Annotated in this window: 21 protein-coding genes; 11 read left to right on the top strand and 10 right to left on the bottom strand. The window is 34.6% G+C overall.

The genetic code is table 11. From position 1 onward, the window contains the following. The first annotated feature begins 317 nt into the window (after positions 1 to 317). The 6 genes from GFU89_RS12670 (at position 318) to GFU89_RS12645 (ending at position 6,669) form a co-directional block, all read left to right on the top strand. Positions 318 to 1,343 carry a rod shape-determining protein gene (locus tag GFU89_RS12670; RefSeq protein ID WP_002982450.1) on the top strand — a complete coding sequence of 342 codons (1,026 nt, stop codon included), beginning with the start codon at positions 318 to 320 and terminating at the stop codon, positions 1,341 to 1,343. A 28-nt stretch (positions 1,344 to 1,371) separates the two neighbouring features. Next, positions 1,372 to 2,226, top strand: a complete 855-nt coding sequence (mreC, locus tag GFU89_RS12665; RefSeq protein WP_047376236.1) for a rod shape-determining protein MreC — start codon at positions 1,372 to 1,374, stop codon at positions 2,224 to 2,226. Next, positions 2,219 to 2,725: a rod shape-determining protein MreD gene (locus GFU89_RS12660; protein WP_318847470.1), complete on the top strand. Its 507-nt coding sequence runs from the start codon at positions 2,219 to 2,221 to the stop codon at positions 2,723 to 2,725. Before mreC ends, GFU89_RS12660 begins: the two co-directional genes overlap by 8 nt. Beyond that, the gene (locus tag GFU89_RS12655) at positions 2,722 to 4,767 is read left to right on the top strand and encodes a penicillin-binding transpeptidase domain-containing protein (protein ID WP_318847469.1); all 2,046 of its coding nucleotides are present in this window, start codon (positions 2,722 to 2,724) and stop codon (positions 4,765 to 4,767) included. The genes GFU89_RS12660 and GFU89_RS12655 overlap by 4 nt, the downstream gene beginning before the upstream one ends. Then, positions 4,764 to 5,993 carry a rod shape-determining protein RodA gene (rodA, locus tag GFU89_RS12650; RefSeq protein ID WP_318847468.1) on the top strand — a complete coding sequence of 410 codons (1,230 nt, stop codon included), beginning with the start codon at positions 4,764 to 4,766 and terminating at the stop codon, positions 5,991 to 5,993. Before GFU89_RS12655 ends, rodA begins: the two co-directional genes overlap by 4 nt. 100 nt (positions 5,994 to 6,093) lie before the next feature. Further along, positions 6,094 to 6,669 (top strand): pentapeptide repeat-containing protein, encoded by a 576-nt coding sequence (locus GFU89_RS12645; RefSeq protein ID WP_318847467.1) that lies wholly within the window; start codon positions 6,094 to 6,096, stop codon positions 6,667 to 6,669. 141 nt (positions 6,670 to 6,810) lie between these two features. Here GFU89_RS12645 and GFU89_RS12640 read toward each other — a convergent pair whose 3' ends face one another. Then, positions 6,811 to 7,521 (bottom strand): C40 family peptidase, encoded by a 711-nt coding sequence (locus tag GFU89_RS12640; protein WP_318847466.1) that lies wholly within the window; start codon positions 7,519 to 7,521, stop codon positions 6,811 to 6,813. A 337-nt stretch (positions 7,522 to 7,858) separates the two neighbouring features. Then, a complete protein-coding gene (locus tag GFU89_RS12635) occupies positions 7,859 to 10,054 on the bottom strand; it encodes a glutamine synthetase III (protein WP_318847465.1) in 2,196 nt (731 codons plus the stop codon). 494 nt (positions 10,055 to 10,548) lie between these two features. On the opposite strand from GFU89_RS12635, the gene GFU89_RS12630 reads away from it, so the two are divergent. Further along, positions 10,549 to 12,240, top strand: a complete 1,692-nt coding sequence (locus GFU89_RS12630) for a DUF6909 family protein (protein WP_318847464.1) — start codon at positions 10,549 to 10,551, stop codon at positions 12,238 to 12,240. A 145-nt stretch (positions 12,241 to 12,385) separates the two neighbouring features. Here GFU89_RS12630 and GFU89_RS12625 read toward each other — a convergent pair whose 3' ends face one another. Beyond that, positions 12,386 to 13,030, bottom strand: a complete 645-nt coding sequence (locus tag GFU89_RS12625) for a GldM family protein (protein ID WP_318847463.1) — start codon at positions 13,028 to 13,030, stop codon at positions 12,386 to 12,388. Between the two features lie 178 nt (positions 13,031 to 13,208). Between GFU89_RS12625 and GFU89_RS12620 the strand changes: the two genes are divergently transcribed. Continuing rightward, positions 13,209 to 13,679, top strand: coding sequence for a DUF1572 domain-containing protein (locus tag GFU89_RS12620; RefSeq protein WP_318847462.1), 471 nt, complete (start codon positions 13,209 to 13,211; stop codon positions 13,677 to 13,679). Positions 13,680 to 13,902: 223 nt separating this feature from the next. After that, positions 13,903 to 15,741 carry a M1 family metallopeptidase gene (locus GFU89_RS12615; RefSeq protein ID WP_318847461.1) on the top strand — a complete coding sequence of 613 codons (1,839 nt, stop codon included), beginning with the start codon at positions 13,903 to 13,905 and terminating at the stop codon, positions 15,739 to 15,741. Positions 15,742 to 15,787: 46 nt separating this feature from the next. Here GFU89_RS12615 and GFU89_RS12610 read toward each other — a convergent pair whose 3' ends face one another. Further along, positions 15,788 to 16,390 (bottom strand): hypothetical protein, encoded by a 603-nt coding sequence (locus GFU89_RS12610; RefSeq protein WP_318847460.1) that lies wholly within the window; start codon positions 16,388 to 16,390, stop codon positions 15,788 to 15,790. 189 nt (positions 16,391 to 16,579) lie between these two features. On the opposite strand from GFU89_RS12610, the gene GFU89_RS12605 reads away from it, so the two are divergent. Further along, the gene (locus GFU89_RS12605) at positions 16,580 to 17,338 is read left to right on the top strand and encodes a type III pantothenate kinase (protein ID WP_318847459.1); all 759 of its coding nucleotides are present in this window, start codon (positions 16,580 to 16,582) and stop codon (positions 17,336 to 17,338) included. A gap of 63 nt (positions 17,339 to 17,401) precedes the next feature. Beyond that, on the top strand, positions 17,402 to 17,929 hold the full coding sequence (locus GFU89_RS12600; RefSeq protein ID WP_318847458.1) for a GNAT family N-acetyltransferase: 528 nt from the start codon (positions 17,402 to 17,404) through the stop codon (positions 17,927 to 17,929). 85 nt (positions 17,930 to 18,014) lie between these two features. Here the strand turns inward: GFU89_RS12600 and GFU89_RS12595 are convergent, their stop codons facing one another. From GFU89_RS12595 to GFU89_RS12570, 6 genes are all read right to left on the bottom strand, one after another. After that, the gene (locus GFU89_RS12595) at positions 18,015 to 18,446 is read right to left on the bottom strand and encodes a nucleoside deaminase (RefSeq protein WP_318847457.1); all 432 of its coding nucleotides are present in this window, start codon (positions 18,444 to 18,446) and stop codon (positions 18,015 to 18,017) included. Continuing rightward, positions 18,447 to 19,040, bottom strand: a complete 594-nt coding sequence (locus tag GFU89_RS12590) for a hypothetical protein (RefSeq protein WP_318847456.1) — start codon at positions 19,038 to 19,040, stop codon at positions 18,447 to 18,449. Continuing rightward, a complete protein-coding gene (locus GFU89_RS12585) occupies positions 19,040 to 19,654 on the bottom strand; it encodes a hypothetical protein (protein ID WP_318847455.1) in 615 nt (204 codons plus the stop codon). Before GFU89_RS12585 ends, GFU89_RS12590 begins: the two co-directional genes overlap by 1 nt. Before the next feature lie 53 nt (positions 19,655 to 19,707). Then, the gene (locus tag GFU89_RS12580) at positions 19,708 to 20,628 is read right to left on the bottom strand and encodes a WYL domain-containing protein (RefSeq protein ID WP_318847454.1); all 921 of its coding nucleotides are present in this window, start codon (positions 20,626 to 20,628) and stop codon (positions 19,708 to 19,710) included. A 218-nt stretch (positions 20,629 to 20,846) separates the two neighbouring features. After that, positions 20,847 to 21,704 (bottom strand): hypothetical protein, encoded by an 858-nt coding sequence (locus GFU89_RS12575; RefSeq protein ID WP_318847453.1) that lies wholly within the window; start codon positions 21,702 to 21,704, stop codon positions 20,847 to 20,849. A gap of 5 nt (positions 21,705 to 21,709) precedes the next feature. Beyond that, positions 21,710 to 23,638 carry a hypothetical protein gene (locus tag GFU89_RS12570; RefSeq protein WP_318847452.1) on the bottom strand — a complete coding sequence of 643 codons (1,929 nt, stop codon included), beginning with the start codon at positions 23,636 to 23,638 and terminating at the stop codon, positions 21,710 to 21,712. Positions 23,639 to 23,695 lie beyond the last annotated feature (57 nt).

Raw genomic sequence — 23,695 nt, 5'->3', positions numbered from 1 at the left:
GTTTGCTAAATTCTACATTGATTATTTTGCTAATTATTTTTTCAGAAAAATCAATAAATCTTATAAATGTAAAGCAGAGTTGCTTAGAAGTCCATTTTTCTCCTCTTTATCTGCCTTTTTGCACTGTATCTATTTCGCTTTTTCACCCTTTTAACAACCCATTAATTTTAGTTTAACTCAAAGTCTGTAATTATCTAAACTGAAAGTTAATAAAGAATTATAAATTTTAATAAAATTTTAACCAAATTAAGTTGGTGGGAAATTTCTTTAGTAGTGTTTAATTTATATCTTTGTAAACTTAAAATCAGAAGAAAAATATGAGTTTATTTGATATGTTTACGCAAGAAATTGCGATAGACCTTGGAACTGCTAATACCCTAATCATCCATAATAATAAAATTGTTATAGATCAACCTTCAATTGTTGCAATTGAACGTTCATCGGGTAAGCCGATTGCCGTCGGAGAGCAGGCCAAGCATATGCAGGGTAAAACTCACGAGGATATCAAGACAATCCGTCCTTTGAAGGATGGGGTTATTGCCGATTTCCACGCTTCTGAACACATGATTAAGGAGTTTATCAAAAAAATTCCCGGAATCAAAGGTAAATTCATACAGCCAGCATTACGAATTGTAATCTGCATCCCTTCTGGTATCACTGAAGTTGAAAAAAGAGCGGTAAGAGACTCTGCTCAGAAAGTAAACGCAAAAGAAGTAAGGTTGATCTATGAGCCAATGGCAGCTGCAATTGGAGTAGGGATTGACGTACAGAAGCCTGAAGGAAACATGATCATCGATATAGGTGGAGGTACTACGGAAATTGCTGTAGTAGCTTTAGGAGGTATCGTATGTGATAAATCTGTGAAGATTGCAGGGGATGTATTTACCAATGACATTGCTTATTATCTGAGAACTCACCATAACCTTTATATCGGGGAAAGAACAGCTGAAAGAATCAAAATTGAAGTAGGTTCTGCAGTAGAAGATCTTGATGTAGACATCGAAGATATCCCGGTACAAGGTAGAGACCTTATTACAGGTAAGCCTAAAGAAATTATGGTTGGATATAAAGAGATTGCCCGTGCATTAGACAAATCGATCATCAGAATTGAAGATGCTGTAATGGAAACTCTTTCTCTTACACCACCAGAACTGGCAGCTGATATTTACAAAACAGGTATTTATCTTGCCGGAGGAGGAGCGTTGCTAAGAGGTCTAGCGGACAGAATCCACAAAAAGACAGGTCTTCCTGTATTTGTTGCGGAAGATCCGTTGAGAGCTGTAGTTCGCGGAACAGGTATTGCTCTTAAGAATATGGATAAGTTCAATTTCTTAATTAAATAATTTTAACTTTTTACGACTTTATATCTGAATGGGATTTTTGCTGAGATTATTTTCGAAGAATACTCTTTTCGTCTTCTTTATATTTCTGCAAATTATTGCTCTGGTTTTGATATTCTCCAGAAATGCCATGCAGAAATCCTGGATAGCGGGGCAGACTGCTGCGTTCAATTCCTGGGTTTCCGGATATATTGATGAAGGAGTTTCTTATCTGAAACTAAAACAGATCAACGAAGATCTTGTGGTTCAGAATAAAGCCCTTATGACTGAACTTTACGGAAAAGACGGATCAAAGAATCCTGTTTTCAAAAGAGTTCATGATACCATTGGTGGTGGACAGATTTATACTTTTGTTGATGGAGAAATTGTTTTTAACAGTATCAACAGAAGAAATAACTATTTTACAATCAACCGTGGCCGCAGAGACGGTGTCTTTCCTCAGATGGGAGTGATGGCGCCAAGAGGTATTGCGGGAATTGTAATCAATTCTACAGACAGTTATGCATTAGTTCAATCGGTCTTAAGTGTAAACAAGATCAGAATTAATGCAGCACTCAAAAACTCAGGATATTTCGGTACTTTAACATGGAATGGTGATAACTCCAGGGTGATGCACCTTGCGGATATTCCAAAATATGTTGCATTGAAAGTAGGTGATACTGTCGTTACAGACGGTAAATCTGCAATCTTCCCTAAAGGAGTGACGATAGGTACCATTGCAGGATATTCTGTAGACAATAAAACCGGCTTTTGGGATATCTCCGTGGAGCTGAGTGAAAAAATGGGAGCGTTGAACAAAGTGTATGTAGTGAAGAATCTTAAAAAAGCAGAAGTGCAGAAGATTCAGGACACTATGCAGGCTGTAATAAAAAAAGAAAATGATTAGCAGGACTTTATTTACTGATATATTGATCATTATTTTTCTTGTGGCATTACAGATATTTGTATTGAACAGGATTATGCTTTTCGGGAAATATACTCCGGTATTATATCCTGTATTTGTCATGTTCTATCCTTTTTTCAGAAATAAATTTCAGTTCCTGGCATTAAGCTTTTTAATAGGACTGTCTATTGACGGTTTTCTTTATTCATGGGGAATCAATGCATTTGCGACAACGCTGATTGCTTATTTCAGAACGTTGATCTTCAGGACTTCTACTGATACGTCTACGGACTTTTTCTCTTTTCAGTCCCTTCAGTGGGCGCAGTTTTTACTGTTTTTATTTTCTAGTATTTTCCTGCACCAGCTTTTAGTGCAGTATATAGAATTCTTTAAGTTTAGCAGATTTTTCGAAATATTGTTTAATGTGTTGGTGACTAGTGTAATTTCATTTATATTTATAGTCATTTACGCACTAATATTTAAAATCAAACAAAAAGTTTGAACACACGTTATTTTAAAATTTTTTCCATCCTCGTTGTCATCGCCCTTATTTTTGTGGCGAGGCTTGCGTATTTACAGTTGTTTACAGACCGTTATGCATTAAATGCAGCGAATACTTCGATCAAAACCGAATATGTTATTCCACAGCGTGGAGTTATTTTTGACAGAAATGGTAAAATCATGGTAGGAAACCAGCCTGCCTATGAAGTCTCTTTTACACAGGCGTTGATGAAACCGGATTTTGATACTCTGGGTTTCTGCAGCCTGATGAAAATTACCAAGGCTGATTTCATCAAAAGAATTGCTGTTATCAAAAAGGAAAAATACTATTCCAAACTGACTCCGATGACTTTTTTAAAGGACCTCAGCAGGGAAGATATAGCAAGAGTTCAGGAAATTATTTTTAAATATCCTGCTTTTACGATTGTACAGCGTCCGCAGCGTCAATATGAAGTATCCACATCAGGAAATCTTTTGGGATATACCAGTGAAGTAAATGAGAGAGAGATCAAAAAAGATTCTATCTATTATTTACCTGGAGATTTTATTGGAAAAACAGGAGTGGAGAAATCTTATGAAATAGAACTTCGTGGGGTAAAAGGAATTAAATATATCCAAAAAGATATCAGGCTCCGTAATATAGGATCTTATAAAAACGGAACATTAGATAAAGACGTTATTACAGGTAAAGATATTACCTTAACTATTGATTATGATCTTCAGAGAACAGCTGAAGAAATGCTTGTAAACAAACACGGTGCAATTGTAGCTCTAGATCCTAATAACGGGGAAGTACTGGTTGCTGCTACCGGACCGGATATTGATCCGAATCTCTTTACAGGACCTAATAAATCAAAAAACTTATATGCTCTTTCAAGAGATACACTTTACGAAAATAAACCCACTTTTGATCGTTCTTTACAGGCGGGATATCCTCCGGGATCAACATTCAAATTGTTGACTGCACTGGCTGCTATGCAGATGGGAGTAATGGATGAAAAGACAATTTTCCCTTGTGGAGGTGGATTTTTCTATAAAGGGAAAAGAATTAAAGGCCATGGTGGAGCAGATCCGCTGATTCCTTCAATTCAGGTTTCCAGTAACTGTTTTTTTACCTATGCATTTATTGCAATCATCAAAAAATATCCGGGAAATCCTTCAAAAGGTGTTGATGAATGGAAAAAAATCATGAGCAGCTTTGGAGTTGGTGAGTTTTTAAATAATGATTTTGCCGTGGGGGCAAAGGGAAGAATACCTTCCGGAGATTTTTACGAGAAAAGGTTTAAAGCCATCATGAAAGCAAGCGGTTCCAAAAGAACTGATTTTAAGAATTGGGATGAGATGTCAACAGGTGCTATTTATAATGGAATGGGGCAGGGAGATGTTTTGGTAACTCCTATTCAGTTGGCAAATTATGTAGGTGCTATTGCTAACAAAGGATGGTATTATACCCCTCATATCGTTAAAGCAATTGATGGAAAGCCAAACCCTGATCCAAGATTTAAGGTTAAACATAAAACATTAGTTGATCCAAGGCATTTTGAACCCGTTTTAAAAGGGATGGAAGCTGTGGTTTTAAGAGGAACTGCAAGAGGATTGAAATCCAATGACTTTACACAATTAGCCAAAACAGGAACAGCGCAGGTTCCGCAGGGAAAAGATAATTCTATCTTTGTACTGATTGCTCCTGCTGATAAGCCTAAAATTGTGGTGGTTGCAGTTATGGAGCATGCCGGATTTGGTGCTACATGGGCTGGCCCAGCTTGTACAGTAATTGCAGAAAAATATATTACAGGTGATCTGAAACGTGAGAATCTTTATAAAAAGATGATTACTTCCAGCTTTATGCCGGAATATAAGAGACAATGGGTTATTGACCTTAAACGTAAAGGGTTGTATGTTGATCCTAAACCGGATTCAATTAAGCAAAAAAGAATAAAGGACAGTCTGGATCTTGTTAAACAACAAAAAGCCAAGCTGCAAAAGAAAATAGAAGAGGAGAATAAAAAGAATAACACTGCTAAAAAAACTGTCAAGCAATGAAATGGACTGAAGGAATAGATAAACTGGGCCTTGGGCTGTACTTCCTGCTTTGCATTTTTGCCATTGCAAATATTTACAGTGTTGACCAAAAACTTGGGGAGAAACAATTGATCTTTTTCTGTATTTCACTATTTGTGGGACTGATCATATTTTTCAGCAGAAGTAAGTTCTTTGAAAATATGGCCGGGATTATTTACATTGGTGGAGTCTTATTACTTATCGGACTTTTTCCCTTTGGAAAAGAAATTTTGGGACAGAAGAACTGGTATAAATTTGGAAGTTTTACCATGCAGCCCGTAGAATTTGCGAAGATAGGAACAGCATTGATGCTTGCCAACTATGTTTCCGGACCTGATTTTAATCTTAAAAACAGAAAATCACTATGGACTACTTTAGCCATTATTGGTGTTCCGGCGGCGGTTGTTCTTGCTATTCCGGATGTAGGTTCCATGCTTGTATTTATTGCATTTTTCATTGCTTTATATAGAGAAGGGCTGAGTGGTCTTTTGTTTGGAGTAGGATTTCTTTTTGCCGGAGTTTTTCTGATTTCGTTGGCCGTTCCTCCTGTTTATGTTACTGTGGCTGTTCTGGTGATTGCCGGAATTCTGATAGCGATGAATTATCATAGAATGTCCTGGGATGTTATTTCTATTTCAGGGATTTCAGGATCCATTCTTTTGCTGTGCGGACTGGCTTTTGCTTCTCCTTATATTTTAGAAAAACTTCCTAAACACCAGAGAGAAAGAATTGATGTTCTTTATAAAGGTGAAAAGGCATTTAGAGATACTTCAGGATACAACTTATTATATTCCAAAACAGCTATCGGATCCGGTGGGCTTTGGGGGAAAGGATATCGTGAAGGGTCAGTTACCCAAGGGAAATTTGTACCAGAGCAGGAAACCGATTATATCTTTTGTACAGTAGGAGAAGAATGGGGCTTTTTAGGAAGTGCAATTCTGATCTTGTGTTATATGGTCTTTATCGGAAGAATATACTATCTGGCAGAAAGGCAGAAGTCTACTTTTAACCGGGTCTTCGGATATTGTTTTGCCTCGATTCTGCTGATGCACTTTTCGATCAATTTAGGAATGGTTATGGGGCTTTTCCCTACAGTCGGGATTCCTCTTCCGTACTTCAGTTATGGAGGAAGTTCTTTATTGGCCTTCTCTATGATGACTTTTATTTTCTTTAAACTTAATTATTCAGATAAAAATAGCTTAGTGTAACGGTCTTTAGATCAAAAAGGAGCTGCTAAAAGCTAAAGTTTTATTCTTGTTGACAATCTGCCTGAGGGTGGAGTATACCGCCATCAATAAATCATACCATATGAAAGAATCTTATTTCCTTGATCAGGATTTTGAAAATACTGACTTTTCTCAATTGGAAAAAGGAGAGTACGAAAACTGTGCTTTCCGAAACTGTAATTTTGAATATGCAAACCTTTCTGGATTTAGCTTTACAGACTGTGAATTTATAGAATGTAACCTCAGCATGACCAAGCTTGTGAAAACGGCTTTTCATGATGTGATTTTTAAAGGTTGTAAAATGTTTGGGCTTCAGTTCAGTGATTGTAATGCATTCGGGCTGTCTTTTACATTTGATGGATGTGCTTTGAATAATTCTGTTTTCTATCAGACATCCATTAAGAAAACGGTTTTCAAAAATTCCAGGTTAATTGAGGTAGATTTCACCGAGTGTGATGCGTCTAATGCTGTCTTTAGCAACTGCGACCTGTCAGGCGCTGTTTTCGATGCTGCAAACCTTGAAAAAGCAGATTTCAGGACTTCGGTCAACTATTCAATAGATCCGGCTTTAAACAGGCTTAAAAAGGCCAGGTTTTCTCTTTCTGAAATATATGGACTGTTGTATAAATTGGATATTGAAATTGATAAGAACAGCTAATGTCCGTAATAGGGTATTGATTACTGTAAAAATATAAACATTGATTCAATTGGTTCTTGCTGAAACTTACTACAAATAATATACATAAAAAAGCCATCAGAATTCTGATGGCTTCATTATTTAAATCAATTATTTATAAAATTAAAAATTTGCTGGTGTAGCGGGAGTAGTTGCTGCTAAGTTGTTGTAGTTTTCTCCTTCTTCGTTGATCACTCTTTTAGCGAATCTGAACTTAGGTCCCCAATAAGAATCATTCAGTGAAGAAATCATTACTCCTTTTGATGTTGCTGCGTGGATAAACTTGATCTCACCCTCTTCAGTAACACTTTCTACAATACCTACGTGAGAAATTCTTCTTCCATGAGAAAAGAAAATCAAATCTCCTTTCTGTAGTTCTCCTTTTTCAATTCTCTCTCCTTCCTGAGCCTGAGATGCTGCTACTCTAGGTAAGCTAAGCCCTGCTGCTGCTCCGAATACAGAAAGAACAAAAGCTGAACAATCTATACCGTTTCTTGTAGTTCCTCCATATCTGTAAGGAGTTCCAAGGTATGTTTCAGCTTCTTCAAGGATACCGTCAATGGTTTTATTATGTTTGATTGCCTTTGCAATCTCAGAATTCTTAACTGCTTTTTTAGCACTAGCGATAGATGCAGCCTTTTCAGCCAGGAAAGAGTCGATAAGTTTCTGCTTATCCTGCTCCATTCTTTTGTTATCTATAGAGGCTAGTTTGGCATCTGTTTTGTATTCTTTTGTGTAAGTTGCTGGTTGTGAAACCACATAATTTGTAGCACACGATTGCAATGAAACTGTAGTAACTAGAGCAACTAAATAAAACAAAACTCTTTTCTTCATATATATTTGATTATCCGTGTTAAAAAGGAATATTTATTTTCAAAAGCAATACAAAAGTAGAGATTCCGAGCAAAAGACCCCTGATATGATAATTGTCAGGATCTTATTTTAACACATTTTAACATATGATTTACATATGTTAAAGAAAAATAAACCGCAACGGCCTATTTTTGGTAAGTGTGCGGTTTTTTTTATTAAGATTCTTTAACAAACTAAATCGATTTTCTTCTATATATAAGGGTTTGTAATTTAAATCCCTCATTTTCAAAGGTGTTAATAAAACAAAAAAACTCCCCGGAAAACCGAGGAATTTAAACTAATATGAACTTTACAGGTGTTATTTTGTGAACAACATTTCTCTGTATTTTGTCATCGGCCAAAGCTCATCATCTACCATCATTTCCAATGCATCGGAAGCATCTCTGATAGGATCAAATAGTGGTTTTACTTTGCTGCAGTATTCTTCTGCCTGCTTTTGGCTGTTTGATATGCTTTTTGCCGCTTCTCTGGCTTTAATAAGATCTTCCACACCAAGTTTAATTTTTGAAACATTTTCAGAAATGCTTGTAATTAAACTCATCTGCTCTTTTGCTAAAGATTTGAATTCTTTATCACCAAAGATCTCTTTAAGGCCTTTCACGTTTTCAATTAATCTGTTCTGATAATTTAAGGCAGAAGGAATGATGTGGTTTCTTGCGATATCACTTAACACTCTTGCTTCAATATCAATAACGGTAGAATATTTTTCTAATTTAATTTCGTTTCTCGCCTCAACTTCTCTGTGGTTGAAAATTCCCATCTCTTCATATAGATCTAAGAATTTCTTATCCATTTCCTGCTTTAATGCTTCCGGAGTTGTTTTAAGGTTGTTTAATCCTCTTTTCTTAGCTTCTTTTGCCCAGTCATCAGAATATCCGTCACCTTCAAACATAATGCTTTTACACTGCTTGATGTATTCTCTTAATACATTAAAGATCGCTTCGTCTTTCTTAAGACCGGTTTCAATTAAAGCATCAACTTCTTTCTTGAAATCATTAAGCTGTTTTGCTGCTATAGTATTCATTACAGTCATAGATTCCGCGCAGTTTGCAGAAGAACCTACCGCTCTGATCTCAAATTTATTTCCTGTAAATGCAAATGGAGAAGTTCTGTTTCTATCTGTGTTATCTAACAAGATTTCAGGAATTTTTCCAACTACGTTTAATTTTAATTCTGTTTTCTCCTCAGGAGATAATTTCCCGTTAGTTACTTTTTCAAGTTCTTCTAAAACGCTGAACAGCTGACTTCCGATAAATACGGAAATAATTGCTGGCGGCGCTTCATTGGCACCAAGTCTGTGGTCATTACTTGCAGAAGCAATACTTGCTCTTAAAAGATCTGCATATTCGTGAACCGCTTTAATCGTGTTAACAAAGAACGTTAAGAACTGTAAGTTTTTCTTTGGGTTTCTTCCTGGGCTTAGAAGGTTTTCACCTGTATCAGTAGCTAAAGACCAGTTATTGTGCTTTCCGCTTCCGTTTACTCCTGCGAATGGTTTTTCGTGGAACAAAATATGGAAGTGGTGTTTGTGAGCTACTCTTGCCATGATGTCCATCAACAAAGAGTTGTGGTCTACAGCAACGTTTACTTCTTCAAACATTGGAGCAAGCTCAAATTGGTTTGGAGCAACCTCGTTATGTCTTGTTGTTGCAGGGATACCCAATTTCATACATTCAATTTCCAACTCTTTCATGAAGTTCATTACTCTTGTAGGAATAGAACCGAAATAGTGGTCATCTAATTGTTGTCCTTTTGCAGGAGAGTGTCCAAGTAATGTCTTACCTGTTAACACAAGGTCAGGACGAGATTGGTATAAAGCTGAATCTACAAGGAAATATTCCTGTTCCCAGCCTAAAGTAGGGGTTACCTTTGTTACATTTTTGTCAAAATACTGCATTACGTTAGTTGCAGCTTCGTCTACAGCGCTCAAAGCTCTTAAAAGAGGTGCTTTGTAATCTAAAGTTTCTCCTGTATAAGAAATAAAGATAGATGGGATACACAATGTAGTTCCCATGATGAAAGCAGGAGATGTAGGATCCCAAGCAGTATATCCTCTCGCTTCAAAAGTATTTCTGATACCTCCGTTAGGGAATGATGAAGCATCAGGTTCTTGTTGGATCAATAAGTTTCCACTGAATCTTTCAATAGCTCTTCCTCCTTCAATAGGTGTGAAGAATGAATCATGTTTTTCCGCAGTCGTTCCTGTTAAAGGCTGAAACCAGTGTGTATAGTGTGTTACACCTTTGCTCATTGCCCAGTCTTTCATTGCTACAGCTACCTGATCAGCAATATGTCTCTGGATTTTAGTTCCTTTCTTTACAGCATCCATAATAGAGCTGAATGCTTCCTTTGTTAAATATTCTCTCATTGTCTCTTCTGAGAAAACATTTGTACAGAATAATTCTGAAAGTTTTGCAGGAATTTCAACAGAGTTATCTTTTCTGAAGTCCTTAAATGGTAGAGTTTCTAATGCTTTGAATCTTAAGGTTGACATGTTTGGGTGATTTTTGATAGGGCAAATTTACAAAAAAAATGAATCCAAAACGTTTTAACCCTAAAAATTTTAGGGGTGTTTTGAAATTTTATATAATTTAAACGGGTGTTTGGGTGTTTTTTGACGGGGTAGTTTTGTTGTTTATGGTTAAAATTTGACATTCGCAGGCTTGAAAAACCAAGGTCATTACCTTTAACTGTACAAAAGAGAAGATATAGTCCGATATAGAAATGGAATTGTATAGCATTAAAATTACAATTATTTTAAACTAATTCCTGATTTTTTTTCTGAAATAAATAAAAAGATGGATGTAGAAATAGAAAATGAATGGGAGAAAGGCTAAAATAATATGACAATAAGCATCAGATAAAATAATAATATGATTCAGAATATTCCAAAATAAACCTGCTTATCCCTAGGTTTTAAACAACTTATTAAAAGATAGTTAAAATAAGTTGAGTGGAGATTTTGTATATTTGTGTGAAATTTATTTTATGACAAATTCTAGAGCAAGAGAAACAACGGAGGCTATTGAAAGACTATACATCTCTATGAGACACTTATTTTATAGAGGGTTTTTCAAGCCAGGAGGAGTTTCAGGAGAGAGCATAAGAAGCTTGCTGAAGACAATCAACCCAGAAATTTATGGTACCATGAATATTCCAAGTAAATTGGAGCTTGACGGGTTGATGTATGTTTTAGACAGACTTCCGGAAGGGATTGAGGAATGCGCTTTTATTCATCTTACATCAGATGAAGGGTTTGATAAAGGAAGTTTCGAACCTATTGTTCCAAAGAAAAGAAGAAGAAACTGTTATAGAATAGACGAACACCAGATGAATATTGAGGTTCTTTTGGGACGTTCCGAAATTTATGACATTCTTACCCACCTTACATTTCTGTTTATAGAAGCTGATAAAATCCGTAACCTGGCATTTATTCAGGACGAAAACTGGAAGCCGACACGCGCCTTTAAGATTATTGAAGAGGTTGTGAAAGGTGAAAAGAAATTCAGCAGAAAAGAAAAGGAGGTGGCACTTATTCATCTTTCTTCTTTAATAGGAAGATCTTTTGATGAAACTTTAAGAGCTTACAATACTTTCGGTGATGATCATAATCCTGACCGTTTATTCAAAATCATCTATAACTTAGGAAAAGTAAGTCTTGAGGATGCCAAAAGCAGCAGAGAAAGAGAAATTCATTTCAGTTCTATATTGAAGGAAAGAGTAGGGCACCATTATTTTGGTGAAAAATGGGCGAATAAAGTGAAAGAAGTCTTATTTGAAAATAATCTTCATATGAGACCTTTGCATATTATTTCTGCCAATATGCACTCTGTGAAAAATATGCTGTATGCCAATAACGCTCTTAAAAAGAAACAGCATCATGAGATTGACTATAAGTTATACGAAGACATCTCCAATAAAAAAGAACTTCGTGACAAAGTATTAAAATATGCTTTGGATGAAGGGATGATCCATATTGCTGATAAAAGTGGGAGTAATATCGATGTTCAGATCATTGACCTCAGCAAAACAGATCTAAAGAACACACCATTTGCTGATAGTAAGTTTACAGGAGATGATGTGATCATGGTATTCGATTATGCTTTCGGAGAGCAGGCTTTTGAGGTGATGGACGAGCTTCTGAGACCTTTTGAGCATAAGGGAGAAATCTATATGATGAAAGTGAAATCTGTCTCTATTATGGGGAAAGCAGGAATTCTGACAGGAGAAAAAGGAGATATTATGATTCCAACTTCTCATATTTTTGAAGGAACTGCAGACAACTATCCATTTGAGAATGCCTTGAAGCTGGAAGATTTCGAAGACGATGAATTGAAAGCTTTTGAAGGTCCAATGATTACTGTTCTGGGAACTTCACTGCAAAACAGAGATATTTTATCCTACTTTATGAACACTTCATGGAAAGCTATTGGTCTTGAAATGGAAGGAGCTCATTATCAGAAAGCCATTCAGGTAGCATCGAAGATCAGACATCACATTTCACCGGATCTGTTTGTAATGTACGCTTACTATGCTTCTGATAATCCGCTGGAAACAGGAAGTACATTGTCTTCAGGAGGGCTGGGTCTTACAGGAGTAAAACCAACCTATCTGATCACTTTAAGAATCCTTGAAAAGATTCTAAGAAACAATAAGAAAGAAGTTTCTGCTAAAAAATAATGGTAATTTCACATTATATATCAACCTCAAGTGCATAGCATTTGAGGTTTTTTGTGTTTGAGAAAATTTAAGATCCTTGACAAGGATCTATCTATGCTCATTATTTTTTTGTGTTAAGTTGTTTTAAAGAATAAAACTATAATTTTCATTTAATATATACTTTTAATTCTGTTACTTTTTTTAAATCAATATTTTGTAACTCTAGACCATAGCTGAGTTCGTCAATAGTCATATAATCACCGGATTTCAAATTGAAAATCTTTTCTTTAGCAGCTTTATTAAATTTATCACCATAGTTAACCATTGGTTCTTCTTCATTAATTTGATATCGAAATTTAGCAACCTTTCCTAACTCCATAATAAATTGGGGAATGAAATATTCTATTTTAGAATTAGCAAGTTCTTCTTTTGATAAAGTAATTTTTTCAATTTTGTTGTTAATACTTGCGAAAGGATTGTTAATGTTTACTATTCGAAATTCTCTTTTTTCAGTGATTGCTTTATCTTTAATAAAGCCAGTTATTGTAATTTCCATTGAAGAACCTATACCTGGAATAATAGAATATTTATTTTCACTCTCTTTATGAACTCCTGGCCCGTTTACTTTAATACTATCAGACTTGGGTACATAAATTGTAAGATGATTTTTTATACCTCTATATAAAATATTAAGTTTTTCATTTTCTATGATAGATTTAATATTTGAATCTTTTGGAGATGAAATTTGTTTTCTCGGTGTGCAATAACTGCAAACACAGAAAATAAGAGTGTAGTAAATAATTTTTTTCAAAAGGATGATAAATTATTTTACTAAAATATATAAATTTCTATAATAGAGTTGTTTTTTCTGAAGCCATCTTTCTTGTTATGAGTATTTATTGTCTATGAGAAAATGTGTAAAGTCTTTAGTACCCACAAAATTCACTAGAGTAAAAAATAATTATCTTTAGAAAAATAAATAGCTGCCCATGAGTTCAGTGTCAGAATTATCAAAAAGATTCAGAGAAGTACTGCTTGATGGTCTCTGGATTGCCAATACCAATTTTAAAGACCAGCTTTCAGATGTTACCTGGGAACAGGCGGTGAAGAAGATAGATTCTTTAAATACCATTGCCATGCTCACTTTTCATATCGATTATTATATTGCAGGCATTGTCAATGTTTTTGAAGGCGGTGGCCTCGAGATCAAAGACAAATTCAGTTTTGATCTTCCTCCCATAGAGTCTCAAAAACAATGGGAAGATTTGCTGAATAAACTTTGGACAGATTCTGAAAAGTTTGCAGTGTTGCTGGAACAGATACCAGATGCTAAACTTGATGAGGTTTTTGTAGATGAAAAATACGGAACTTACCAAAGAAATATTGACGGAATGATTGAGCACTGCTATTATCATCTGGGACAGATTACTTTAATCAAAAAACTGTTAAAAAATAAATAGAAACGCCAATTATCATACTATCAAAAAACTATTCACAATCACCTATGAAAATCTGTGTCATCGGTAGCTCAAACAATCAATCACCTCATCTTTATAAATTTCTGTTTTAACAATTCTGATTAAAATCTATCTAAAACCATATTAAACAGAATAAAATCCCAGAATAACTCCTATTTGAGGGTCTTATTTAAATTACCTACCTTTAAAAAAAATAAAATTTTAAATGAGAAAATCGGCTGCAATCATTTTTGCGTTTATCATTTCACAATTTCAGGCTCAGCAAGGAGCTTATTATCAGCAGGCTGCGAAGTACAAGATGGATATTGATGTCAATGCTGAAAAATTTACCTATCAGGGAAAACAGACTTTAGAATACACCAACAATTCACCAGATGAGCTGAATGTGGTTTATTTCCATCTATATTGGAATGCTTTTAAACCTAATTCTATGATGGATCAAAGAGTAGCTTTCCAAGGTAAAAATGGTGACGGAAGACTGCAGAAAGATGGTATCTCAAGATTGGCTTCCATTCCTAAAGATCAGGAAGGAACTCAGAATATCCACTGGATCAAGCAAAATGGGAAAGACCTGAAGTTTGAAGTTCAGGAAACCATTATGAAAGTATACCTGGCAGAGCCTATCAAACCGAATTCTACCACTACTTTTACGATGGACTGGGATTCTGTGATTCCTCAGCAGATCAGAAGAAGCGGCAGAAACAATAGGGAAGGTGTAGATATGACGATGACGCAATGGTATCCAAAAATTGCAGAGTATGATTATGACGGCTGGGCAACTTTTGATTATCTGGGAAGAGAATTTCATGCGCCGTTCTCAGACTTTGATATTACTATTAAAATCAACAAAGATTATGTTGTAGGAGCAGGTGGTATTCTTGAGAACCCAACAGAAGTAAAAGGGTATGATACCAATGCTAAAATAAAAACAGAAAAAGACAAAAAAGCAATCTGGAAATGGACTGCAAAAAATATTCTTGATTTTGCATGGAGTGCAGACAGAGATTATTCTGTAGAAAGTTTTGATGTTCCTGAAGGTCCGAAAGTATATTTGGTATACCAGAAAAATGACAAAACAAAAGCATGGAGCGAATCACAGCCTTATATTACCAAGTATTTTCAGATCATGAATGCTCATTTTGGAAAATATGTGTATCCTACCTACGCATTCATTCAGGGAGGTGATGGCGGAATGGAATACGGAATGTGTACCATGATTTTAGGTGAAGCGAAAAATGTTAAAGATTTACTGGGGCTAATGGCTCACGAAGGATCTCACTCATGGTATCAGCAGATGCTGGCTACCAATGAATCTGTACGTCCATGGATGGATGAAGGTTTTACAAGCTATGCAGAAGGATATACCATGTATCAGCTATTCCCTGAAGATTTGCCGAATCCTTTTGTTGAAAGATTGGATGCTTACAGAAAGTTTATTAAAAAAGGAATCGAAGAACCTGCTGTATGGCTAGGAGACCACCATGATAACGGAACGGCTTACACGTATGCGTCTTATGTAAAAGGGGAATTATACCTGGTGCAGCTTGGATACATTATGGGTGAACAGAATCTTGCTGAAACCTTAAAGCAATATTATGACCAGTGGAGCATGAAGCATCCTTCAGACAGAGATTTTCTTCACATTGCACAGAAAGTTTCCGGGATGGATCTGAAGTGGTTCCATAATTATTGGATCAATACTACAAAGACGATAGATTACGGAATAAAGGATGTAAAATATGATGCAAAATCTACAACCATTACCTTAATCAACAATGGTCAGGTTCCAATGCCGATAGATTTCGGAGTGATGACAACGGATAAGAAAATAGTGACTTACCAGATTCCACTGAATATGACTCATACATGGAAAGAGAAGGATATCTACGGTGATTTTAAAACAATGCCTTACTGGCCTTGGACACAGAAAGAATATACCCTTACCATTCCTTACACCAAATCTCAGTTGTCTGTCTTGGGAATTGATTTCAGCCAGAGAATTGCAGATGTAAACATGGAGAATAATTTTGTTGAAGTAAAATAATTATATCACATATAAAAAAATCCACAGATGAGTCTGTGGATTTTTTTTATTTTATTCCGAATTGAAGTACCATCCAATGATTCGGATGATTTTTGATAAGATCCTGCCTCAAGGTTTCATCTTTCGTATTTAAATAGCCATAAACCTTTAAAGGAACAGAATCAGGATACTCCTTTAACCCACTTGCAACGGTTTTTTTTGCTTCCTCTTTTTTTTGGCCTCCATCTAAGGCTTCAGCTTTAAAAATGTAAATGATTGCAGGGATTTTTCCATACACATCTTTTGTTTCATTTTCCAGAAGGCTCATGATTTCAATCTGAAATTCAGGATTGGGACTTGTTCCTTTTGTTACTGCCTGGCTGATATGCTGCTGATACATCAGGAGAAGATATAATAAGTGCATATTTTTGGTGTCAGTATCAGAGACGGCTTTTTCCATTTTATGCATAAACTCAGGAGTCATTTCGTCATTTTCAGCCTGAAGATTCTTTTGATAAAGCTCCTCCATCAGATTATAAACTACTTTATCATTAGTGTCAATTTTTGACAGATTTTTTATTTTTTGAAAAACGGTTGTTATTGCAGAGTCAGACTGCGCAAAAATAGAGACACTAAGACATAATAAAGTACCGAGAATCAGTTTTTTCATGAGTTGTTTTGAATAATGTTTTGCAATTAAATATACTGATTTGTTTCAAAGAAAGAAAAAATAAGTGTGTCATTGTAATTTAGTTTTATAATGGCAGGTTCTTTTTCTTAAAATCATTAAATTTAGTCCCTCAAAATTAAGCAGGAATTTCAATTATAGAGTAATGAATTTCTTCTGAAAAATATGTCAATGAATTCAATTGTAATAAACGTAGGAAACAGCAATATCAGATTTGGTCTTTTCAATGGCGATAATTGTGATATTTCGTGGGTAATCAATACAAAACCTTACAGGACGGCAGATGAACTTTATGTACAGATGCTGATGCTTTATCAAACCTATAAAATTGAGCCAACGGAAATTGATAAAGTAATTATTGGGTCAGTAGTCCCTCAGCTTACCAAAGTAATGAGTTCCGGGATCAAAAAGATTCATGGAGTTACTCCCGTGATTGTTGACCGGGCAACTCCTTCAGAGGTTCAGGCAAAATCTAAGCAGATGGGAACAGATATCTATGCAAACCTTGTAGCGGCACACAATCTGTACCCGAACAGGAAAAAGATTGTCATCGATTTTGGAACAGCTCTTACAGCCAGTTGTGTGGCAGAAACAGGAGAGACTTTGGGGGTGATTATTGCTCCGGGAATTGTTACTTCCTTAAATTCTTTGATCAACCAAACTGCACAGCTTCCGGATATTGAACTGAAAAAGCCAAAAACTGTTTTGGGGTTGGATACCGTAACCTGTATGCAAAGTGGAATGGTGTATGGTTTCCTGGGAATGGTAGAAGGTTTTGTGAACCGCATCAATGAAGAGGTAAATGACGATTGTTTCGTAGTGGCGACGGGAGGTGTTTCCCATGTCTATAAACCTCTTACGGATAAGATTCATGTGATGGACAGGCTTCATACATTGAAAGGTCTTTATTTCCTGGGGAAAGATTTATAATAAAAGATTTAGGCTGGACTTGCTTCAGGTTATACTCTTACTCTCAACTTTAACTTTAATAGAATGGAAAAATTTCCCATAATAGAAACCGAAAGACTTATTCTTTCACAGCTGGAAGAGAAAGATGTTCCTTTTATTGTTGAATATCTTCAACATAGAATTTATTCTGACCTTACCTCCAATATTCCTTATCCTTATACAGAAAATGATGCTATATCGTGGTTGAAAATGTCAAAAGAAGCTTTTGATAATCATAGCGGCTATACTTTTGGGATCCGTAATAAAGAAGGGCATATCATTGGAGCTATTGGTCTTCATGACCGGGAAGATGATAAAGCAGAACTGGGGTACTGGATAGGAATGGCTTACTGGAATAAAGGATATGTAACTGAGGCCGCAAAAGCAATCGTAGATTTTGGTTTCAAAAAAATGGAGTTCCATAAAATTTTTGCTACCCATTTTCTTCACAATCCGGCATCTGGAAGAATAATGGAGAAGATAGGAATGGAGCAGGAGGCTATTTTAAAACACGAAATAAAGAAAGATGGAGAATATTTTGATATCGTGAGATATTCTATTTTTAAAGACTAATTCAAAGGAATATCAATACATTCCGGATTCTATAAAAACAAAAGGCAGAGGATATTTTTACTATTCTCTGCCTTTTTTGAAAGGTTTATCTTTTACTTTTAAAAAAATCTTTAACAATAGAAGAACATTCGGCTTCCATGATCCCTGTGATAATTTCAGTTTTCGGATGCAGAGAAAGATGCTTATTGATAAAACCCCTTTGCTCATCCCGTGCACCAATCACTACTTTTGAAATCTGAGACCAGGAAAGTGCACCAGAGCACATGACACAGGGCTCCATCGTTACATACAATGTGCAGTCTTTCAAGTATTTTCCTCCAAGGAAGTTTGCAGCTGAAGTGATGGCCTGCATTTCTGCATGAGCGGTAACATCATTAAGTGTTTCGGTAAGATTGTGGGCTCTTGCAATAATCCGGTTATTGGAAACCACAACACAGCCGATAGGAACCTCATCTTTTTCCAGAGCAGCTTTTGCTTCCTGTAAAGCCATTTTCATGTAATATTCGTCAGTAAACATTTAGTCGAAATTTAAAGTTAAAGGAATGCTCATATGAGCTCTTTCGGGGAGTCCATCTTTTGTAGCAGGTTCCCATTTCTTTTGGGTAAGTAAAACAGCGGTAGCAGCCTCTCTGTTAAAATTTTCATTTTCTCCAATCCCTTTTACAACAATAATACTTCCGTCTTTTTCAACAATAAATTTAACGGTAGTTTGGATTTTACCTTTCCCTCTAATAGCTTCAATATTAAAATTATTAATGATTTCTTTTCTGAAAGCATCTATACCATCAGGATACTTAGGGGGTGTAACTTCATTATCTTTAAGAACCATTAAAGTTGATTCTGAGAGAGGAAAAGCAGATTGTATCTTTTTTATCTCTTCTTGATATTCTTGCTCTCTTTTAAGTTCCAGAGAGCTTATGTCACTATCTTTTTTTATAGTTATTTTAGCGCGTTTTCTTAAAGGAACTTTTAAAACTTCATCTAGGTAAGTTTTTTTTACTTTCTGAATTTCAATATCATATTTTGACTTAATAATTCTAAGGCCTTCTGTCTGCTGTGAAAAATAAAAATTAAGAGCAAAAAACAGGAGTAAGCTGAAATGCTTTTTCATTATTCAGTTATCGTTAAAGTTAAAGGAAGTTTAAAATAATAGGTAGTAGGAGTACCTTTTATCATTGCGGGAGAAAACTTTTCTGCCAGAGAATATAATGCAATTTCTGCCTGTCTGTTGAAGGTGAAATTATCGCCCTGTGCATGAACATTGCTGACTGTTCCATCTTTTTCTACAATAAAATCAACATCTGTTTTTATCATTTTTTCTACAGAATATACCCCGTCAACATACAGCAGATTGGCCACTTCCTGCCTCAAAGAATTAAGTCCTCCGGGATAATCTGCAATCTTTTCTGCGTCTGAAAATTTTTCAGAGGTTAATTTAGGATTTTTGATGGTTTGGAGGTCTTCCAGGTTTCTTACTTTCAATAAAGCTCCAATCAGCGCATTGTTTTCAATGCTGTCCATTTTCTTCATGAAAAAAAGAAAATCTCCTTTTATTGCTCCTTTTTTTACCGTATTGGATTCGGCATCAAACTTTTTTTTGAACTCTTTATTCAGCATATTTCTGTGCTGGTTGTAATAGTTTTTTACAAGCCTGAACTCTTCTTTCTGCTGTGATAGTAAAAAGGAAGAAATAAAACAGGTTATGCCAATGAATAACGTTTTCAATAAGGAGATATTTATGTAAATATAACAAAAAATATGAAATTTATTTTTTATAATCAGCTTTCAAGATAGCGGTTTAAAGATTCCTGCAAATGATTGCGGATGTCATCAACTAAACCTTTAGGTTCCAGAACGGTAACTTCTTTTCCGAAAGAAAGAATTTCCTGCATAAAATCATAAGTAGGATGTAAAAAGAACTCAAAATAGATCTCTTCCGGAGTTTCTTTGGTTTCTTTCTGCGATTGATGAAGAGGAAAGCTTTTAATATATTCACCCTGATGACGGCTGCATTTCAATACAATATTCTGTGGTTTCTGCTCCGTCAGATTCATGACTCCGAATGCATTTTTAAAATGCTCTCTGAAATTGTATTTATACTTTTCTTTGAACTGGTTTTTAGCTACATCCAGATAGTTGATTCTATCCAGTCCGAATGATTTTAACACTTTATCTTTTGTATCAATGGCGATAAGATACCATCTGTCTTTGGATTCTTTTAAAGCTAAAGGATGAACTTTTCTGGAGGTCATCAGTTTGTTTTTGTAATTGTAATGTTCAAAGCTTACAACCCTTTTATTTCGGATGGCGAAAAAGAGGTCATAAAAATTTTCCACACCCGTTGGTTTCCGGCTTTCAAAAAATATAAAATCTGCGAAATCGGGATGGGTATTCATGGCGTTGCTCACCTGAAAAGATTCGAGTAACTTTTGGTTGTATTCATCCACTTCCATAATTGGGCGGCTTTCGATGTAATATCGATTGTCCCCCTTTTTCTTGTTGTGAATGGAAAGGTTGAAAAGATCGGAAATCTCACGGATATCCCTCTGCAGGGTACGGATAGAATAACTCTTGATGTCTGCATCCTGAAATTCAAAAGAGTTTAAAAGATAGTCCTCCAGCTGGGAATACGTTGCCGGAGAGCTTTCTAATCTTTTTATAATTAAGGCATATCTTGTCAGATAAAAATCTTTTTTCATTTGTCTATTTTTATAGTGCAGCAATGCTGCGTTTCATGGTGAATTTTATAAGACAAATATATATGCTTAATGCGACAAAACGTGTCGTGTTTTATTTTTTTGTGAGAAGATTACACTTGATTTCTATTTTACTGTATAGTTTATATAGGAGCAATAATGTGTCTAGTATGTGAATTTTAAAAAAATATAAGCCACAATAATCTGTGGCTTATTGATTATTATTGGTCAAAGTATTCTTTTCCTTTTCTGTCTACCCAGCCTTTTTTACCGTTTGGAGTTTCAAACCTGGCAAAAGCTCCGGCATAGGGTTCTAGTTTTTTATATTTCGGTTCAGTACCTATATTAGGGTAGAAGGTTGATACTCCATTTTTTTCTAAATAAAGGTATGAAGTAAAGTTTTGGATTTTATCAAACTCTAGAGGAAGTATGTATTTTTCATTAAGTAAAGACCATACTCCATATTTTTTATCACTTTTTAGGATAACAAAATCAGGATCAAGATTTCCCCATAGATCTCCCACATACCATCCTCTTTCAAAAGAAATACCTTTTTTATTATTCATCAATTTTTGAAAGATAGTTTTTTCGGGTGACATTTTGTCAAATTTCAAACTATATGTAGTATCTATTTTATCATATGTAGAGACTTCTTTAATAAGATGATCGTTTATAATTTTATAGGAGGTGTGAGTATTATTCCCAAGTTCATCATTAGACCGTAAAGGGTTTTGTATTATTGCTTTAGGGGTTGTTTTTTCGCCAGCTTTGTTGATAAAATACATTTTATTAATAGCATCAATAATCTGAAGCGTATTTGAAGAATAAGGATAATATGATTTTATGCTGGATTTTATTATTTTTCCAGATAAATTATAAATGTCCCAAAGGGTTCCTGTTTTTCCGGTTATAAAACTCCCTTCAACTTGTAAAGAGTCATATTTTTCTATAGCTATAGATTTGCCATTAACTCTTAGGCTATATTTCTTTGAATTTATACTTTGGTCTATTTCTACTTTAGGCTGTTGACTGTATAAATAAAAACTGAAGAATATTGTGAATAGTGATAAGATTCTCATAGATATTATTTTGCTTCACTAATATACTCATTTTCGATTCCTGTTTCCAACATTTCTTTCCATTGCCATTGATAGAATAGTTTATATTGAAAATTCTCATTGAAAGGTTTTTCACATGTAGCATCTATTGGCTGTCTGTAATCCATAATGTTTTCTAATGTTTTACTTTGAGATAAGACTCCTGTGAGATCTTTCAGTTTAATGTTTTCATCTTTCAACTTTTTTATATTAGCTTCAATTTTTGTGATTTCCTCATCTATTGAGATATCAGAAGTCGGGTTAGGATTACTTTCTATTTCTATAGCTCCAGTAATTGTTTTTTCTCCAGCTTTTTCTGCTTTTTTCCCAATAATGTTGTTTAGAAAAGCACTTTCAAAATAAGAAATACTTGGGGTTTTAGTTTCTTCATTATAAACAATTAATGTTTTAATAGTCACATATTTTTTATCTAAACCATAGTAGTTTCTTAAATCAAGATTTTTTTTAATGCTTTCTAATTCTTTTTTTTCATTTTCAAGCTTTTGAATGGTTTTAATATTGTCATTTATAGTATTTAAGTTTCGATCACTAAAAGTATGCTGTAGGCTTAGGGCATGGCCAATTTCATGTATGACTAATGCATTTTTATCTTTGTCAGTATATGCGCTATTAAAAACATGTACTACTCCTGATGAATTTAAGGAATAAGCTTGAGTTTTAGTAATTGGATCCCTTCCCCCTTCAATATTTTTATTTATGAATATGTAAATAGTTTTGGTATGATCCAGATAAACACTTCCTTTATAGTCTTTTCTTAATTCTATGTATTTGTTGTATGCGGCAATTACCTCCTGTTTTTTCCATATATTTGTGACGACTGCATCTTTGTGAAATTCTTTAGCTTTTGATAGATTACTTTGTTTATCATACTTAAAATCTTTAGAAAAAACTTTGATCAATTCTTTCATTGCAACATCCAACTTCTCCTTGGCGATCTGTTTATCTTTATTATTTGAATTTAATGCTGCATATCTTTCCTCAACTAATGCGTTATAATTTCTAGCATTTACAAACTCACCTTTATTCCCATAATTAACAAAAAGTCCTCCTTTATTTATTCTTCCACAAGGATCTGTTTCTTCATTCATTTCTTTTAATACATCTTTCTTTGTAAAATCACTTTTTAAAAATGTGACAGAATGTGTTTTTTCAGCCAGTTTTCCGATTATATAGGATTGATTAAAAGAGTTTGTATTAAAATATGTTGCTAAATCCTTAATAAACTCCTCATGTTCAACGGGATCAACAGTTTTTGATGCAGTGGTTCCCCAGTTAATGAGTACGGGTTGTATTGTTGTTTGATATATTTTTGAATTGGCCATAATAATAATTCTGCCAATTTTTTTAGTTCCTATTTTAGCATCAAGATAAATATCATTCTCAAAATCACCGTTACATTGTATACTTATTGCCTTGGTTATATTACTTTCGATCTTTATTTTATTTCCACCAACAATACTTAGATTATCAGATACATTATCGTTTTTAGAGTTAGAAAAAATAAAATCAATTTCGCCATTGGCTTTTTTGTTTTTTTTGTCGATTATCTTGATATATAATGTGACTTTACTTTTTTTAGGTCCAAATTTTGGAGGATATATACTAAGATAAGAGCAAATATATTTAGGTCTATCATTTATTGCAATATCTTTTCCATCCATATCTTTATAATATAACAAATAAGATTTGGGCATCATCTTTTCATTGAAAGCATCAAAGCCAAATTCCCCATTGTACTCATCATCTTTCGCTCCAATGATTCCTTGTGAATTTTTAGCAGAACGGTAAAATTCAAGTTTTGCTTCATCAGAAAAATTATTTTCATCATTTATGTTATAAACATCAATATTTGCCACACCAATCTTCGCAAGATTCCTAATATCTATATTTTTCATTTTTAAAGTTTTTTGAAATTAAAAATTGTAAAAAAGCGGTGATATTTCACACCGCTA

Source organism: Chryseobacterium sp. JV558 (genome assembly GCF_033712365.1).
Classification (GTDB): Bacteria; Bacteroidota; Bacteroidia; order Flavobacteriales; family Weeksellaceae; genus Chryseobacterium.
Note: the sequence above shows the minus strand (reverse complement) of the source record. Positions and strands in the feature narration are given on the sequence as shown.